The 14,205-nt window shown below is 60.9% G+C and carries 14 protein-coding genes; 10 read left to right on the forward strand and 4 right to left on the reverse strand.

What is annotated here, in order from left to right; all coding sequences use genetic code 11:
• Nucleotides 1-176: 176 nt before the first annotated feature.
• Nucleotides 177-1,643 carry a DUF945 family protein gene (locus AC5QPF_RS24060; protein ID WP_494960217.1) on the reverse strand — a complete coding sequence of 489 codons (1,467 nt, stop codon included), beginning with the start codon at nucleotides 1,641-1,643 and terminating at the stop codon, nucleotides 177-179.
• Between the two features lie 284 nt (nucleotides 1,644-1,927).
• On the opposite strand from AC5QPF_RS24060, the gene AC5QPF_RS24065 reads away from it, so the two are divergent.
• Nucleotides 1,928-3,274: a nucleotide sugar dehydrogenase gene (locus AC5QPF_RS24065; protein ID WP_494960218.1), complete on the forward strand. Its 1,347-nt coding sequence runs from the start codon at nucleotides 1,928-1,930 to the stop codon at nucleotides 3,272-3,274.
• Nucleotides 3,275-3,283: 9 nt separating this feature from the next.
• Here AC5QPF_RS24065 and AC5QPF_RS24070 read toward each other — a convergent pair whose 3' ends face one another.
• Complete coding sequence (locus AC5QPF_RS24070) at nucleotides 3,284-4,153, reverse strand: isocitrate lyase/PEP mutase family protein (protein WP_042121785.1); 870 nt, start codon at nucleotides 4,151-4,153, stop codon at nucleotides 3,284-3,286.
• A gap of 459 nt (nucleotides 4,154-4,612) precedes the next feature.
• Here AC5QPF_RS24070 and AC5QPF_RS24075 point away from each other — a divergent pair, with 459 nt between their 5' ends.
• The 6 genes from AC5QPF_RS24075 to AC5QPF_RS24100 all read left to right on the forward strand — a co-directional run bounded on the left by AC5QPF_RS24075 (nucleotide 4,613) and on the right by AC5QPF_RS24100 (nucleotide 9,240).
• A complete protein-coding gene (locus AC5QPF_RS24075; protein WP_494960219.1) occupies nucleotides 4,613-5,611 on the forward strand; it encodes a response regulator in 999 nt (332 codons plus the stop codon).
• A 3-nt stretch (nucleotides 5,612-5,614) separates the two neighbouring features.
• A complete protein-coding gene (locus AC5QPF_RS24080) occupies nucleotides 5,615-6,568 on the forward strand; it encodes a diguanylate cyclase (protein ID WP_494960220.1) in 954 nt (317 codons plus the stop codon).
• 202 nt (nucleotides 6,569-6,770) lie between these two features.
• A complete protein-coding gene (locus AC5QPF_RS24085; protein WP_494960221.1) occupies nucleotides 6,771-7,424 on the forward strand; it encodes a DsbA family protein in 654 nt (217 codons plus the stop codon).
• Nucleotides 7,425-7,529: 105 nt separating this feature from the next.
• Nucleotides 7,530-8,450: an arginase family protein gene (locus AC5QPF_RS24090; protein WP_494960222.1), complete on the forward strand. Its 921-nt coding sequence runs from the start codon at nucleotides 7,530-7,532 to the stop codon at nucleotides 8,448-8,450.
• Nucleotides 8,447-8,827 (forward strand): DMT family transporter, encoded by a 381-nt coding sequence (locus tag AC5QPF_RS24095; protein ID WP_494960223.1) that lies wholly within the window; start codon nucleotides 8,447-8,449, stop codon nucleotides 8,825-8,827. Before AC5QPF_RS24090 ends, AC5QPF_RS24095 begins: the two co-directional genes overlap by 4 nt.
• Nucleotides 8,824-9,240, forward strand: a complete 417-nt coding sequence (locus AC5QPF_RS24100) for a DMT family transporter (protein ID WP_494960224.1) — start codon at nucleotides 8,824-8,826, stop codon at nucleotides 9,238-9,240. The genes AC5QPF_RS24095 and AC5QPF_RS24100 overlap by 4 nt, the downstream gene beginning before the upstream one ends.
• A gap of 72 nt (nucleotides 9,241-9,312) precedes the next feature.
• Here the strand turns inward: AC5QPF_RS24100 and AC5QPF_RS24105 are convergent, their stop codons facing one another.
• A complete protein-coding gene (locus AC5QPF_RS24105) occupies nucleotides 9,313-10,179 on the reverse strand; it encodes a fatty acid desaturase (protein ID WP_494960225.1) in 867 nt (288 codons plus the stop codon).
• 64 nt (nucleotides 10,180-10,243) lie between these two features.
• On the reverse strand, nucleotides 10,244-11,014 hold the full coding sequence (locus tag AC5QPF_RS24110; RefSeq protein ID WP_494960226.1) for a MipA/OmpV family protein: 771 nt from the start codon (nucleotides 11,012-11,014) through the stop codon (nucleotides 10,244-10,246).
• 229 nt (nucleotides 11,015-11,243) lie between these two features.
• Here AC5QPF_RS24110 and AC5QPF_RS24115 point away from each other — a divergent pair, with 229 nt between their 5' ends.
• The 3 genes from AC5QPF_RS24115 to AC5QPF_RS24125 are packed head-to-tail and all read left to right on the forward strand — an operon-like array spanning nucleotide 11,244 to nucleotide 14,198.
• Nucleotides 11,244-11,948 carry an MtnX-like HAD-IB family phosphatase gene (locus AC5QPF_RS24115; protein ID WP_494960227.1) on the forward strand — a complete coding sequence of 235 codons (705 nt, stop codon included), beginning with the start codon at nucleotides 11,244-11,246 and terminating at the stop codon, nucleotides 11,946-11,948.
• On the forward strand, nucleotides 11,941-13,335 hold the full coding sequence (locus tag AC5QPF_RS24120) for an aminotransferase class III-fold pyridoxal phosphate-dependent enzyme (RefSeq protein ID WP_494960228.1): 1,395 nt from the start codon (nucleotides 11,941-11,943) through the stop codon (nucleotides 13,333-13,335). The genes AC5QPF_RS24115 and AC5QPF_RS24120 overlap by 8 nt, the downstream gene beginning before the upstream one ends.
• A complete protein-coding gene (locus AC5QPF_RS24125; protein ID WP_494960229.1) occupies nucleotides 13,332-14,198 on the forward strand; it encodes an alpha/beta fold hydrolase in 867 nt (288 codons plus the stop codon). Before AC5QPF_RS24120 ends, AC5QPF_RS24125 begins: the two co-directional genes overlap by 4 nt.
• Nucleotides 14,199-14,205: the final 7 nt, after the last annotated feature.

The raw sequence follows: 14,205 nt of genomic DNA on the forward strand, positions 1-14,205 counted from the left end.
ATCGGGCACGGACAACTCGGGTAACAGCTCAGCCCTTGCCAGGGTGGCAAAAGTCCGCTGCGACCTCGGTTTTATGAGAGGCCGAAGGCTACAGCCAATCGGATGAATTCCAAAGAGATTTTTGCCCGGACAGGCCGGCGGACGACGCTCGACACGCCGCCCGCCGTAGCAGGGTTTTACTGCGCGCTGCCGCTGAACCCAGCGGTGCGCTGCTGGACCAGCGCGGCGAACTGATCGACGGTCATCTTCTGCCCGTTGAAGTCCACCTGGCCGTCTGCATAGCCCAGTTGCAGGAGGATATCGTCGCCCTTGACGGTCGCGAGCTGGCTTTGCAGCGCGATCATGCCGACCATTTCCCCGGACGCCGAGGCCTGGCGCACCTGTTCGGCATCCAGACCTTCCAGGGTGGCGCGCAACGCGGCAAGATCCCCGACCATCGGCTTGGAAATCTTCAGGTTGGTCTGCAGCGACTTCACCGACTGGGCGAACGCCTGCTCAAGCGGCACACCGTCCAGCCCTTTGCCGGAAAGATCCAGATCCAGGTCGAAACGGCTCTCGCCATTGGCGGTCCTGAACGAAAGCTCCTCGAGAGCGATGCGCGGACCGCCCACCAACAGTTGCAGCAACGGTGCCTGCAATTGTGGATCGTCCAGCATGGCAGCACCGGCATCAGGCGCCAGACCAAGGGCCGCGCTTTGCAGTTGCACCAGGTTCTGCTCGTACCACTTCACCAGGCTACCTACCGCCTCGGGATTCAGGCGCTCCACGCGCCATGCCAGGCGCGCACTGCCGATCGGCTTGCCGGAGAAACTGATGTCGGCCAGTGTCGCCGCCTGCTTCAGCGACAGACCGGCCTCCTCGATGCGATAGACATCACGTTGCTCGAACTTGCCGAAACGCAGCGACTGATTGTCACCGAACGAAAGAGTGCTTTGCGCGACGTCGATGTTCATGGATCCGACGAAGTAGCCGTAGTCGCTCATCTTGAAATCGGTGGCCAGGGTCACGTCCTTCAGGCTGAAGCTAGACGCTGCTTCGCCCCCCGTAGCGATCGCCAGCCGGCCCATCTCGCCTTGCAGGCGCAGCCCTTCGCCTTCCAGGGCGGAGTCCATGCGCAAGGTCAGGCCGGAAAATGACAAGGAGAAACCATCCTCGTCGCTCACCTCGAAAGGCCGCACCAGCAACTCGTTGCGAATCGCGCCACCGTAACCGACGCTCATGCTGCCCTGCAGCGGCGACTGCTCGCTGGTGACGGCGAACCAGGGGGCGCTGTCGTCGTTCTTTTCCAGCGCATAGTTGCTGGCCGCCATCACCGGCAGCAGTTGCAGACGCTTGAGACGCGACCAGGGAAACGGCCCGTGCTCCAGGTGATCGGCAAAGTCCAGCTGAACATGTTCGCCATCGGCACCGTCGAGGGTCAGCCGGTAGCGGGCCTCGCTGCTGAACACGCCAGACTCCAGGGACAGCAGTTCCACCTTGCCACTGCCGCTGCCACTCAAGGCCGCTGTCAGTTGCCGGTTGGACTGGGCCAGCGAGGTGTCGAGCACCTCGGGCAACTGCTTGCCGGTGTACCAGGCAACCCCGGTACAGGCGGCAGCGCACACGGCAACCAGCCCGCCAATAGCGATGAGTGTTTTCTTCATGAAGTGATCCAGATGTCCCTGAGAGTAAGAACGGCCACTGCGCTGCATGCACAGGCCTCGCCGGGCGCGAGATTACCACCCTTGACGGCTTCGGATCCGTTGGTTTGGCGCCGCCTGGACGGGAAAGATCCTGAACGCTAGTAAGATTTTTCTCGATTTGCGCTGCAACAGTGCTGCAACCGCTATCCGATCCTCATACAACTGTCATCGGACACTGACATGTTCAGGGCACGCCCCGCCCGACCGGCGGAAGGAACAGCATCGCCTGTCAACGGAGCTTCGCCATGAAACTTGCCGTGTTCGGTACTGGTTATGTCGGCCTGACCCTCGCCGCCTGCCTCGCTGAGGTCGGTCATTCGGTGTGCTGCGTCGATGTCGACGCCGATCGCGTTGCCGGCCTGTCCAAGGGGCTGTGCCCGATCTTCGAGCCCGGCCTGCCGATGCTGTTGAAGAAAGGCCTGGCCAGCGCCCACCTGCAGTTCACCACCGAAGCTACCCGGGCCATCGACAGCGCCACGGTGATCTTCATCGCCGTCGGCACGCCTGCGCTACCCGATGGCAGTGCCGACCTGAGCCAGGTCTTCGCGGTCGCCGACAGCATCGCCCGGCATGCCAGGGACAAGAAGATCATCGTCAACAAATCCACCTCGCCAGTGGGTACCGTGGACACGATCAAGGAACGCCTGGCCCGCCACGCCCCCAGCCTGGCCAGCCGCCTGGAAGTGGTCAGCAACCCGGAATTCCTCAAGGAAGGCTCGGCGGTCCTCGACTGCATGCGCCCGGACCGTATCCTGATCGGCGGTGCCAGCCCGGCCACCCTGGTCTTGCTGCGTGACCTGTTCGCCCCGTTCAGCCGCAACCACGACAAATTCATCAGCATGGATGCACGCAGTGCCGAATTGGCCAAGTACGCGGCCAACTGCATGCTGGCAACGAAGATCTCGTTCATGAACGAAATGGCTAACCTGGCCGAACGCATGGGTGCGGATATCGAGGCTGTACGCCGCGGCATCGGCTCCGACCCGCGCATCGGCTACGACTTCATCTATGCCGGCTGCGGTTTCGGTGGCTCATGCTTCCCCAAGGATCTTTCGGCCCTGCAACGCATCGCCGAGCAATACGACTACCAGCCGCGCCTGCTGCAGGCGGTGGATGCCATCAATCAGCGGCAAAAACATCGCCTGTTCGAGAAGATCCTCGATCACTACGACGGCGACCTGGCAGGCAAGACCTTCGCCGTCTGGGGCTTGGCATTCAAACCCAACACCGATGACATGCGCGAGGCATCCAGCCTGGTGTTGCTGCGTGCACTGTGGCGGGCCGGAGCCAAGGTGCGCGCATTCGACCCGCAAGCCCGCGAGGAAGCCCGGCGTCTGTTCGGCGATCGTGCAGACCTGCACTTGCTGGACAATAAGGAAGACACGCTGGAAGGCGCCAACGCGCTGGTGATCGTCACCGAATGGCAGGATTTCAGGGTGCTGGACAGCGAGCGGGTCAGGCAACAACTGCTCGACGGCGTGCTGTTCGATGGGCGCAATCTGTTCGAGCCGGCACAGATGGCCGCTGCGGGCCTGGCCTACTACAGCATCGGCCGCCCGGATGCCGGAACGCGCGGCGGCGCTCCGGCGTGAGGCAAGGTCTTACTCGTTGACGTCCATGAACTCACGCGCCCAGACGATGTAGTCGTTCGGCTGGGTATAGGTGTGAGTCAGCTCGGTCGCACTCAGGTCGGAGGCGGAGCTGGTGATGCGACGTTGTTCGCGCAGGCAGTCGTACGTGGCCTTGATCGCGGCGAAATAAGCGCCGTGACCATCGACCGCGATGCGCACGCCCAGTTCGGCGAGGCGCACGTCATCGTGCAATTGCGGATTGCCATAAGTGACCAGCATCAGTGGCACGGTCAGGTGCGCGGCGATCTCTTCCAGGTGGGCGAAATCACGTACACCCACCATGCACACGCCGTCCGCACCAGCGTTCTGGTAGGCAACGGCACGGGCAATGACTTCCTCGGTCGGAATGGCCGCAGCATTGGTCCGGGCGATGATCACCAGCTCGGGATCGACCCGGGCCTCCAGGGCGGCACGAACCTTGCCTACACCTTCCTCAATGCTGATCAGGTCGGTGGACTTGCGGCCGAACTGAGCAGGCAACAGGGTGTCCTCGATGGTCAGCGCGGAAACGCCGGCGCGCTCCAGCTCGATTACCGTGCGCATCACATTGAGAGCGTTACCGTAGCCGTGGTCAGCGTCGGCAATGAACGGCAGTTGGGCGACACGACCGATACGAGTCGCCTGTTCGGCGAACTCGCTCAGGGTGATCAGGGCAAAATCCGGTGCGGCAAGGACCTGTAGCGACGCCACCGAGCCCCCGAGGATACCCACTTCGAATCCGAGATCGGCGGCGATTCGCGCAGACATCGGATCGAACACCGAGGCGGTGTGGTAGCAACGAGGAGAAGCAAGGAGTTTACGAAACGCACGGCGCAGTTCTTGGTGGGACGCTTTAGGCATGATCAATCCACTATTTCGACTTCATTCTGGAAAGAAACATACCACTGCTTGATGTCGCTCTGACAGCAGCAGAAGTCTCGTTCCGACAAATTGACGAAACGTTTCATCTGGCGTTCTTGCACGTTTCCTGCAGGTCAGGGATTCCCTGAGTACCTGTCTGGCGACGACAGCAGTCTGGCAGAGGACATTCGGCTGCGGCACAGTGGCCGATCGAAAACTGGCGCGAATCAACGATGCGGGGAAAATTTTATGGATTTCATTAAAATTTCGCGAAATGAGTATGAACTGTGCATGACTTTATCTCGCGACACGCTTTAAGACTTTCCCTGACGCAGATCAGGGTTTTCCGGGCTTGATCCGCTTTTACGCTCAGTGTTTCCCTGAGGTAGTAAGCGTAGTCTTTGTACGGCTATGGCATAATGAAATCATCCCGCACCTCCAGCTAACGAGCCATGATTTGTGTCAGTGACTACCCTAACCGTATGTGACGACTCCACCGTTGCCCGCAAGCAGGTTCTGCGGGCGCTACCGCCCGACTGGCCGGTGTCGATCACCGAGGCCAGCAATGGCCACCAATGCATGGAAGCTGTGCGCAAGGGCCTGGGCCAGGTCGTCGTCCTTGACCTGAACATGCCGGAAATGGACGGCTACCAGGTGCTTCACGCCCTGCGCGAGGAAGGTCTGAAGACCAACGTCATCGTTATCTCGGGGGACGTCCAACAGGAAGCCTTGCGCCGCGTGCAGGAACTCGGCGCCCTGGCCTTCCTGAAGAAACCCTTCGAAAAAGACGAACTGCGCCAGACCCTCGACCGCCTGGGTCTGATGAGCCTGGGCGGTGCCGCGGCGCACAGCCATCGTCCACAGACCAGCGCCCACGTCAGCTTCAACGAGGTATTCCGCGAGACCGCCAACGTCGCCATGGGCCGCGCCGCTGCGCTGATCGCCAAGGTGCTTGGAGTCTTCGTGCAACTACCGGTACCGAACGTCAACGTACTCGAAGTCGGAGAACTGCACATGGCCCTGGCTGACGCGGGACGCTGTCAGCGGCTGACCGCAGTGTGCCAAGGCTTCATCGGTGGCGGCATCGCCGGTGAGGCGCTACTGATGTTCCACGATTCGGAAATCGCCAGCATGGCGCGACTGATGAAACATCAGAGCAGCCAGTCCTCCGACCTGGAAATGCTCCTCGACCTGTCCAGTATCCTCATCGGCGCCTGCCTGGCGAGCATCGCCGAACAGGTCGACGTGGTGTTCTCCCAGTGTCACCCGCAGATACTCGGGCAGCACGCCAACATCGAAGAGCTGATCAGGGTCAACCAGCAGCGCTGGAAGAAGACCCTGGCGGTGGAGATCAGCTACGGCCTCGAAGGCCATGACATCAGCTTCGACCTGCTGTTGCTGTTCACCGAAGACTCCATCGAACGACTGACCCATAAACTCGCGTACCTGATGACCTGACCCATGAACAAACCCCTTGATCTGACCGAGTTCCACTGGCTGCTGGCGATCGTGCAGAGCATCGATGTCGGCGTCGTGGTGCTCGATCGCGACTATTGCGTGCAGGTCTGGAACACCTTCATGGAGAACCGCTCAGGTGTCGCGCCGAAGGATGCCAATAGTCGCTCGTTCTTCGAGCTGTTTCCCGAGGTCAACCGCGAATGGTTTCAGCGCAAGCTGGACAGCGTGGCCACGCTCGGTACGCCAGCATTTACAGTGTGGGAACAACGCCCGTATCTGGTGCGGTTCAAGAACTACCAGCCGATCACCGGGCAGGAAGACTTCATGTACCAGAACACCACACTGTTCCCGCTGCGCTCCACCGACAGCAGCATCAGCCACTACTGCCTGGTGATCTACGACGTGACCGACGTCGCCACCAACCGCCACATGCTGCAGTCGGCCAATGCGCAGTTGCAGAAGCTGTCGAGCACCGACCGCCTGACCGGGCTGTACAACCGCGGACACTGGGAAGATAGCCTCAAGGTTGCCTATGCCCGTCATCAGCGCCATGGCAACCACACCAGCCTGGTGATGTTCGACATCGATCACTTCAAGCGCATCAACGACACCTACGGTCACCAGGCCGGTGACAAGGTCATCGAGCAGGTCGCCGCAATGCTGCGGCAGTACGTACGCGATACTGACGTGGCCGGGCGTTACGGTGGCGAGGAATTCGGCGTAGTGCTGTCTGACACCGACAAACATGGCGCAGTAGCATTCGCCGAGCGCCTGCGCAAGGCCATCGAGGCGCTGGAAGTGGTTCACGAGGGACAGAGCATCCGCTTCACCATCAGCCTCGGTGTCGCCGACCTCAGCCAGCCGTCCGATAGCCATGCCGACCTGATCGCCTGGGCGGACCAGGCGTTGTATGCATCGAAGAAGGGCGGGCGCAACCAGGTGTCCGTACATCAGTGACAGCGTGCTAGTACCGAGAGATCGAGAACGCAATGCGAACATTATGAGAGCCGGGAAACCCGCCTCCATACGATCCTTGCAAATCTTGTGTCCTTCGAAATGGTGTCGTGCCCAGCCCTAGAGGTCCTGAAGGGATACCCAGGCGCTCGCAAAGGAGTTGCGAGGGTGTATGGTGGCGACTTTACATTGCGAGTTGATCGCCATGAGTACTGCTCTGAAAATCGATTTTGTCAGCGATGTGTCGTGCCCTTGGTGCGTCATCGGCCTGCGCGGCCTCAGCGAAGCCCTGGACCGGCTGGGCGCCGAGGTGCAGGCCGAGATTCATTTCCAGCCCTTCGAGCTGAACCCTGACATGGAGCCCGAAGGCCAGAACATCACCGAACACCTCACTGAGAAGTACGGCTCTACAGCCGAACAGTCCCAGGCCAACCGCGCACGTATCCGCGATATGGGGGCCAGCGTCGGTTTTGCCTTTCGCACTGACGGCCAAAGCCGTATCTACAACACCTTCGACGCGCACCGCCTGCTGCACTGGGCAGGGCTCGAAGGCTTGCAGTTCAACCTCAAGGAAGCGCTGTTCAAAGCATATTTCACCGACCAGCAGAACCCGTCCGACCACGCCACCCTGGCGACGCTGGCCGAAAGCGTGGGCCTGGACCGTCAGCGCGCCGAAGCCATCCTGGGCTCGGATGAGTACGCTAGCGAAGTCCGTGAGCAGGAACAGTTGTGGGTGTCGCGCGGGGTGAGTTCGGTGCCGACGATTGTGTTCAACGACCAGTACGCCGTCAGCGGTGGGCAACCTGCCGAAGCCTTTGTGGGCGCCATCCGCCAGATCATCAGCGAGGCCCGCGGCTAGTCCCTGGCCCGTCCCTTGCATTCACCCTCGAAAGCCCGTTCGGCCAGCGTTCATGTGTGATGAACCTGGTGTACGGACGGGTCTGCCAAGAGGTGAAATATTTCCTTGTATATTCTTGACCTCGATCACAGCCTCACCGAGCAGGCACCGATTGCCAAACGTCTTGCCTGCGGCCAGGCCACACGCCTGGACCTGCTCGACCTGGGTCCCGGATTGCGCCTGTGGTCCACCGAAAAAACCTGGAAGCGCTTTGCCGAGCGCCTGGCCTTGCGGCCACCCTCCACGGGCGCGCGTCCGGAAATCATCTTTGTTGGCTCAGGTGATTATCACCACCTGACCCCGGCCTTTCTGGCTGACCTGAAAGAGCCCGTCAGCCTGATCCACTTCGACAATCACCCCGACTGGGTGCGGTTTGCGCCCAAGCGCCACTGTGGTTCGTGGGTCAACCGTGCCCTGAAGATGCCAGCGATCAGACGCATCGTCACCCTGGGCCCATGCAGCGAAGACCTGCACAACCCGCAATTGCGTGGCGGCAATCTCGCAGCGCTCAAGCGTGGGGATCTACAACTGTTTCCCTGGCAGCACGCGCCGTCGAAAGTCTGGGGCCGCATCGGCGACGGCGCCGGGCACCGGCAACAGGAAGATCACCTGCACTGGTGCAACCTGGCGGACCTGGACTGGACGGCTTTCCTTGACCAGATGATCGCCAGCCTGCCCACAAAGGCCATCTGGATCACCATCGACAAGGACGTGCTGGCCAGCGAGGACGCCGCCACCAACTGGGATCAGGGCGGCATGCGCCTGACCCATCTGCTGGAGGCGCTACGGGCACTGGCCGCGCGCAAACGCATCATCGGCATTGACGTGTGTGGCGAATTCGCCCGCCCGGCCTTCAGCAATGCGCTCAAGCGCTGGGAGGCCAGGTCCGACCAGCCGCCCGCCGAACGCTGGAACGAAGAGGATTTGCTGCGCAACGCCGCAACCAACGAGGCGTTGATCAATCTGTTCGAGGAGCTGTTTCCGTGACCCTGATCGTGGTGTTGCTGGTGGCCTTTTCCATCGTGCTCGATGTGATCGGCCAGCTATGTTTCAAGATCGGCCTGGACCGCCTGCCGGAGCTGGAGGGCGGTTTTCGCCTGAACGTCTTCTGGGGCCAAGTGTTGAGTGCGCCTCTGCTGTGGGCCGGGATCGGCGCCTATGCGGTGGAATTTTTCGTGTGGCTGGAAGCCTTGTCCCGTGCGCCATTGAGCCTGTTGTTTCCGTCGGCGGCGCTGGCGTATGTGGGTGTGGTGCTGGCAGGCAAAGTGGTGCTGGGCGAGACAGTCAGCCGTCGACGCTGGATGGGCACGCTTGTGATTACAGCTGGCGTGATGCTGGTGGCTATTGCAGGAACTCAAGCATGAATCTGGAAAATGTAACGGTAGAGCGTCAGGAGGGCTGGCTGCACGGGCGGCTGGGGACGGTGATTTTGTGGGCTTTGCTGATCACTACGGAAAGCGCGGGGCAACTGTTCACCAAAATAGCGGGCGACCAGATCGGCCAGATGGATTTCAGCCTGCAGTGGCTTGCGCAAGTGATGCGCAACCCTGGCATTCTGGCGGCGATCGGCAGCTATATCGGCGCGTTCTTCGTGTGGATGCTGATTCTGCGCCGCAGCAGCCTCTCGCTGGCCTTTCCGCTCAGCTCGCTGGTGTTTGTAGTGGTGCTGCTCGGTTCCTGGCTTGGCCTGGGCGAACACATCAGCCTGCTGCACTGGGTGGGCGTGGCGGTGATTATCGGTGGGATTGCGCTGCTCGCCGAGGGCGAGGAGAACTGACCCGCGTGTTTGCACTGCGCAGGCTTGTCCCTGGTGGGTCAAGCCTGCGCAGTGCAAGGAACGGTTTCGGGATCAAGATTTGCGGTGGGCGACCAAAAAGCCCAGGCCGTGGGACACCGGCAGCACTTTCACGCCGGCCTCACGCTGCTGCTGGGCGATTTCGCGGTGGAACGCCTTCATTTTGGTCCAGTGCATCTTGGGCCGGTAGTGATGCTCGGCATGGTAGCCGTTGTTCATCCAGATCAGGTTGTACAACACGCTGTAGGAGCTTACGCCCCAGGCAATCGGCACGTCCGGGTTGCCCTGGTAGTGCTCGTAGAAGCCGTTGAGCGATGACAGGCTCTGGCCCAGGTACCAGAACGGCAGCAACCACAACACCGCTTGCCAGTTATAGAACGTCAGCGCGATGTAGAAAACCACGGTCACGACGATTTCAACCTTGACCCAGCGTGCGTCGGCCGGGCGCTTGCGCTTCATTTCGTCATAGAACGGCTTTGGATCGTCGCGGAAAAAGCTCAGGAACGTGTAGGCCCACGGGTTTTCCGGCTGGCCATTTTTGCCGCGCTGATAGATTGACAGCGGGTCGATGGTTTTGCCGTCCGGCCCCGGCAAGTCAGCGTTGCCGCGATGGTGGCGGTTGTGGATATCGCGGTAGAGGGTTTGCGAAAACCCGATGGTGACCGACAGCAGAAGGTCGAACGCACGGTTCAGGCTCTTCTGCGGAAAATAGGCATTGTGAATCTGATTGTGAGAAATGCTGTTGATGCTCCACGACAGACTGACGGCGTACACCAGCGCCAGTGGCACCAGTGCCCACCAGGACAGGCTGTGGAAAGCCGTGACCAACCAGATGACAAACGCGAAATGCGCCAGGCCCATTGCGATGGGGATCAGGTCCCACAACGAATGGGCGAGCAAGCGGTAAGCGGGGCGAGCCATGAATAGCGTCCTGAAGAAATGGATTCCAGGGGGCTATTGCAAAGCTCAGACCAGTGTTTGACGGTCAGTCGAATTTGTAACTGATCGCGGTTTGCACCTGGCCCTGGTTCACCTCGCCGGACTCCTTGACGATGCTGCTGTTGGCCGCCGAGCCCACCAGATGGGTCCAACTGGCGCTGGTCAGCAGCGACCATTTGGGCGCCAGCGGAAACTCGAAGCTTTGCGTCAGCGTCAGGTTCTGAAAACCCGCGCTGGCGTTGTAGGCCCGGAACTGTGAGGCCGCCGCCTCGTTGTCGTCCACCCCGAAGTAGGTCTGGTTCTGGCGAGCGTCGGCAAAATGCGCGGCCAGCTCGCTACTGCCGATGATTCCGGCGCCCAGCGGGTAGCCCAGCTCGCCGCCGATCTTGCCCAGCACACCGCCCTGCCCATGTCCACCACCAATGGCCTGGCCCACCTGTGCATACACCCGCCAGAAATCGGCTGGTGCGTACTGCACGAAGCCGCCCACCTCGGCCATGCTCGATACGTCGCGCAGCCCGGCCAGCGCGCCGTTTGCTGTACGTCCCGGTACATAGTTGATGAAGGGTCCGGCGCTGAAACCGTTGCTGTTCAAAACGCTCCAGGTCAGGCCGTCGTCGGTGCTGAGGCTGACGTCGCCCCAGTCCAGATCCAGGTAGGGCACCGCAGCGGTCTCGTAGCGACTGCCGGTGGGCTCACGGGGTTGATAGCTGACCCCGGCGCCCACCTCGCCGGTAATCGGTTCGGCTTCGGCTGCCGTTGAAAAGCCCCACAGGCCAAGCAAACCGGCCAACGCAGCACAGGTGATCCTGAACATGAAAGATGATCCTTGATTAGGTATGCGCGCATAAATGCTCAAACGTCCGCAGGTGCGCAAGCACTCATGTTGTTTGTAGCGACCTACAAAAATTGTAGCTGCGCCGACACATTTCTCCGCAATCCCCTCCCAAACCCCCAGCCCCGGCGGGCTTCATGCACTTGGCACACTCCATGCTCCACCCCCTGCTGCAAGCGCAACAGCGCGCTCCTCTTCAAGGTAAACACAGATGATTCAGTGGCATATCGTGTGTGACTTCGATGGGACCATCACCCCCACCGACGTCATCGACAACGTCCTCCAACGCTTCGCCGACCCCGAGTGGGAAGTCATCGAACAGGAATGGCTGGACGGGCACCTCGGGTCACGCGAATGCCTGAGCCGCCAACTGGCACTCGTCAAGGCCACTCCGGCCGAGCTGCTGGAGTACTTCGACAGCGTCGAGATAGACCCAGGGTTCCCTGACTTCGTCGACCACGTGCTAGGCCTGGGAGCTTCCATCGAAGTGGTCAGCGACGGCATCGAGCAGGGCATCGCGCGGATTCTTTCGCGCAACTACGTGACCCTGTTGCCGATCCTCGCCAACCGCCTGCGCCAGCTCGACCACAACAGCTGGCGCCTCGACTTTCCGTACTCCAGCGACGCCTGCCGCTCTGCGTCCGGCAACTGCAAGTGCAAATCCACCCCGCGCAACAAGCGCGTTCTGGTGATTGGCGATGGCAAATCCGACATGTGCGTAGCTTCCACAGCCGACTTCGTCTTTGCCAAGGGCAGCCTGGCCAAGTATTGCGAGGCCAACAATCTCCCGCACCTGCGCTTCGACAACTTTGACGAATTGCCCGCGTTGCTAGCCAGGCTGCCTCAGGGCATGGCTGCCAACGCCACTTCCTTCAACACCTCTTCCGACACTCAGGACCTTTTCCGCCATGTCTGATACCCGTATCGCTACCGCAGAAGACCAGGTGCTTCTCGACAAAGAAGCCAAGTACTGCTCCTACGGCGACACCGTTCACTACATCGAGCCGCCACGCATTTTCAGCCGTTGCGAAGGCTCCTATGTATGGGACACCGAAGACCAGGCCTACCTCGACCTGCAAATGTGGTATTCGGCCGTCAACTTCGGCTACGCCAACCCGCGCCTGAACAACGCGCTGAAACAGCAGATCGACACCCTGCCGCAAATCGCCAGCCAGTACCTGCACAAAGGCAAGATCGAGCTGTCGGAAATGATCGCTGTCGACGCCAAGAAGAAATTCGGCCTGGACGGTCGCGTGCACTTCAACGTGGGCGGCTCGCAGTCCATCGAAGACTCGTTGAAGGTGGTACGTAACGCCTCCAACGGCAAGAGCCTGATGTTCGCCTTCGAAGGCGGCTACCACGGCCGTACGCTGGGCGCGTCCTCGATCACATCGAGCTACCGCTACCGTCGCCGCTACGGTCACTTCGGTGAGCGTGCGCAGTTCATCCCGTTCCCGTACCACTTCCGCGGCCCCAAAGGCATGACCAAGGAAGAGTACGGCAGCTACTGCGTGAAGCAGTTCGCCCGCCTGTTCGAGACTGAATACAACGGTGTGTGGGACCCGAAAGTCGGCGCCAGCGAATACGCCGCGTTTTATGTCGAGCCGATCCAGGGCACCGGCGGCTACGTGATTCCGCCGATGAACTTCTACCGCGAACTCAAGCACGTGCTGGATCAACACGGGATCCTGCTGGTGTCCGACGAAATCCAGATGGGCTTCTACCGTACCGGCAAACTGTGGTCCATCGAACACTTTGACGTGCAACCGGACGTGATCGTCTTCGGCAAGGCGCTGACCAACGGCCTGAACCCGCTGGGCGGCATCTGGGCCCGTGAAGAACTGATCAATCCGAAGGTGTTCCCGCCAGGCTCCACCCACTCCACGTTCGCTTCCAACCCGCTGGGTACAGCCGTGGGCCTGGAAATGTTCAAGATGACCAACGAAGTCGACTACGGTGCGATGGTCATGGCCAAGGGCAAATATTTCCTGGAAGGTCTGCAGGACCTGCAGAAGCGCTTCCCGATCATCGGCGACGTCGATGGCCTGGGCCTGGCCCTGCGCTGCGAAATCTGCGCACCGGACGGCTTCACGCCGGACAAGGCCACCCTGGACTACATGGTCGAGGAAGGCATGAAGGGCGACATGATCGTGGACGGCCAGAAACTGGGCCTGATCCTCGACGTGGGCGGCTACTACAAGAACGTGATCACCCTGGCACCGTCGCTGGAAATCAGCTACCCGGAAATCGATCTGGGACTCAAGCTGCTCGAGCAACTGCTGGTTCGGGCGACCAACCGGTGAACATCACTGGGATCGACCTCGGTGAAGGTGATGCTGGCTTCGTTCTCGGCGAAGGTCCGGTCGGGATCCTGTTGATCCACGGCCTGACCGGCACCCCGACAGAATTGCGTCGGGTGGCCCAGGGCCTGGCCAAAGAGGGCAACTGCACGGTGTACGTGCCGACCCTGGCCGGGCACTGCGGGGACAACAGCGACCTGCAGGCCACCGGCTGGCAGGACTGGTACGAAGGCGTGCGCAAAACCTTCGTGGGCGTGAAACAGCGCCACGAACAGGTGTTTGTCGGTGGCCTGTCGATGGGGGCCGTGATGTCCATGTACGTGGCGTCGCAGTTCCCCGGGCAGGTCACGGGCTTGCTGATGTATTCCACCACCTTGAAGTACGACGGCTGGAGCATCCACAAACTGGCGTTTCTCACACCTTTGTTGATGAAGATTCCGTTCGGCGTGCACATTTGCAGCTTCGAGGAAAAACCGCCGTATGGCATCAAGAACGAGCGCCTGCGGGCGATCGTCGAGCGCCAGATGAAGGAAGGTGAGAGCAGCCAGGCCGGGCTTCTGACCATGGAAGGCATCACGGTGCGCGAGTTGCACCGGATGAACGCCGTGGTGAAAAAGCTCATGCCGAAGATCAAGACGCCTGCGCTGGTGCTGCACTCCATCGAGGACGACATCACCAGCCGCTGGAATGCCGATTACGTGGAGCGCCATCTGGGCGGACAGGTCACCAAGGTCCTGCTCGACAACTGCTACCACATGATCACCGTCGACCTGCAATACCGCCGCGTGATCGAGCTGAGCGCCGAGTTTGTCCTGCAGCACGTGCGCCCGGCGCCTGTTCCCGAAGCATTGCGACAGTTGGCGTGAGCCTAAG

It is taken from the genome of Pseudomonas sp. Con_6 (genome assembly GCF_059379395.1).

What these genes read in the sequence shown, in the direction of transcription:
- AC5QPF_RS24120 (WP_494960228.1), top strand. Translation starts at nt 11,941, where the DNA reads ATGTCTGATACCCGTATCGCTACCGCAGAAGACCAGGTGCTTCTCGAC.
- AC5QPF_RS24105 (WP_494960225.1), bottom strand. Translation starts at nt 10,179, where the DNA reads ATGGCTCGCCCCGCTTACCGCTTGCTCGCCCATTCGTTGTGGGACCTG.
- AC5QPF_RS24070 (WP_042121785.1), bottom strand. Translation starts at nt 4,153, where the DNA reads ATGCCTAAAGCGTCCCACCAAGAACTGCGCCGTGCGTTTCGTAAACTC.
- AC5QPF_RS24110 (WP_494960226.1), bottom strand. Translation starts at nt 11,014, where the DNA reads ATGTTCAGGATCACCTGTGCTGCGTTGGCCGGTTTGCTTGGCCTGTGG.
- AC5QPF_RS24060 (WP_494960217.1), bottom strand. Translation starts at nt 1,643, where the DNA reads ATGAAGAAAACACTCATCGCTATTGGCGGGCTGGTTGCCGTGTGCGCT.
- AC5QPF_RS24080 (WP_494960220.1), top strand. Translation starts at nt 5,615, where the DNA reads ATGAACAAACCCCTTGATCTGACCGAGTTCCACTGGCTGCTGGCGATC.
- AC5QPF_RS24115 (WP_494960227.1), top strand. Translation starts at nt 11,244, where the DNA reads ATGATTCAGTGGCATATCGTGTGTGACTTCGATGGGACCATCACCCCC.
- AC5QPF_RS24085 (WP_494960221.1), top strand. Translation starts at nt 6,771, where the DNA reads ATGAGTACTGCTCTGAAAATCGATTTTGTCAGCGATGTGTCGTGCCCT.
- AC5QPF_RS24065 (WP_494960218.1), top strand. Translation starts at nt 1,928, where the DNA reads ATGAAACTTGCCGTGTTCGGTACTGGTTATGTCGGCCTGACCCTCGCC.
- AC5QPF_RS24100 (WP_494960224.1), top strand. Translation starts at nt 8,824, where the DNA reads ATGAATCTGGAAAATGTAACGGTAGAGCGTCAGGAGGGCTGGCTGCAC.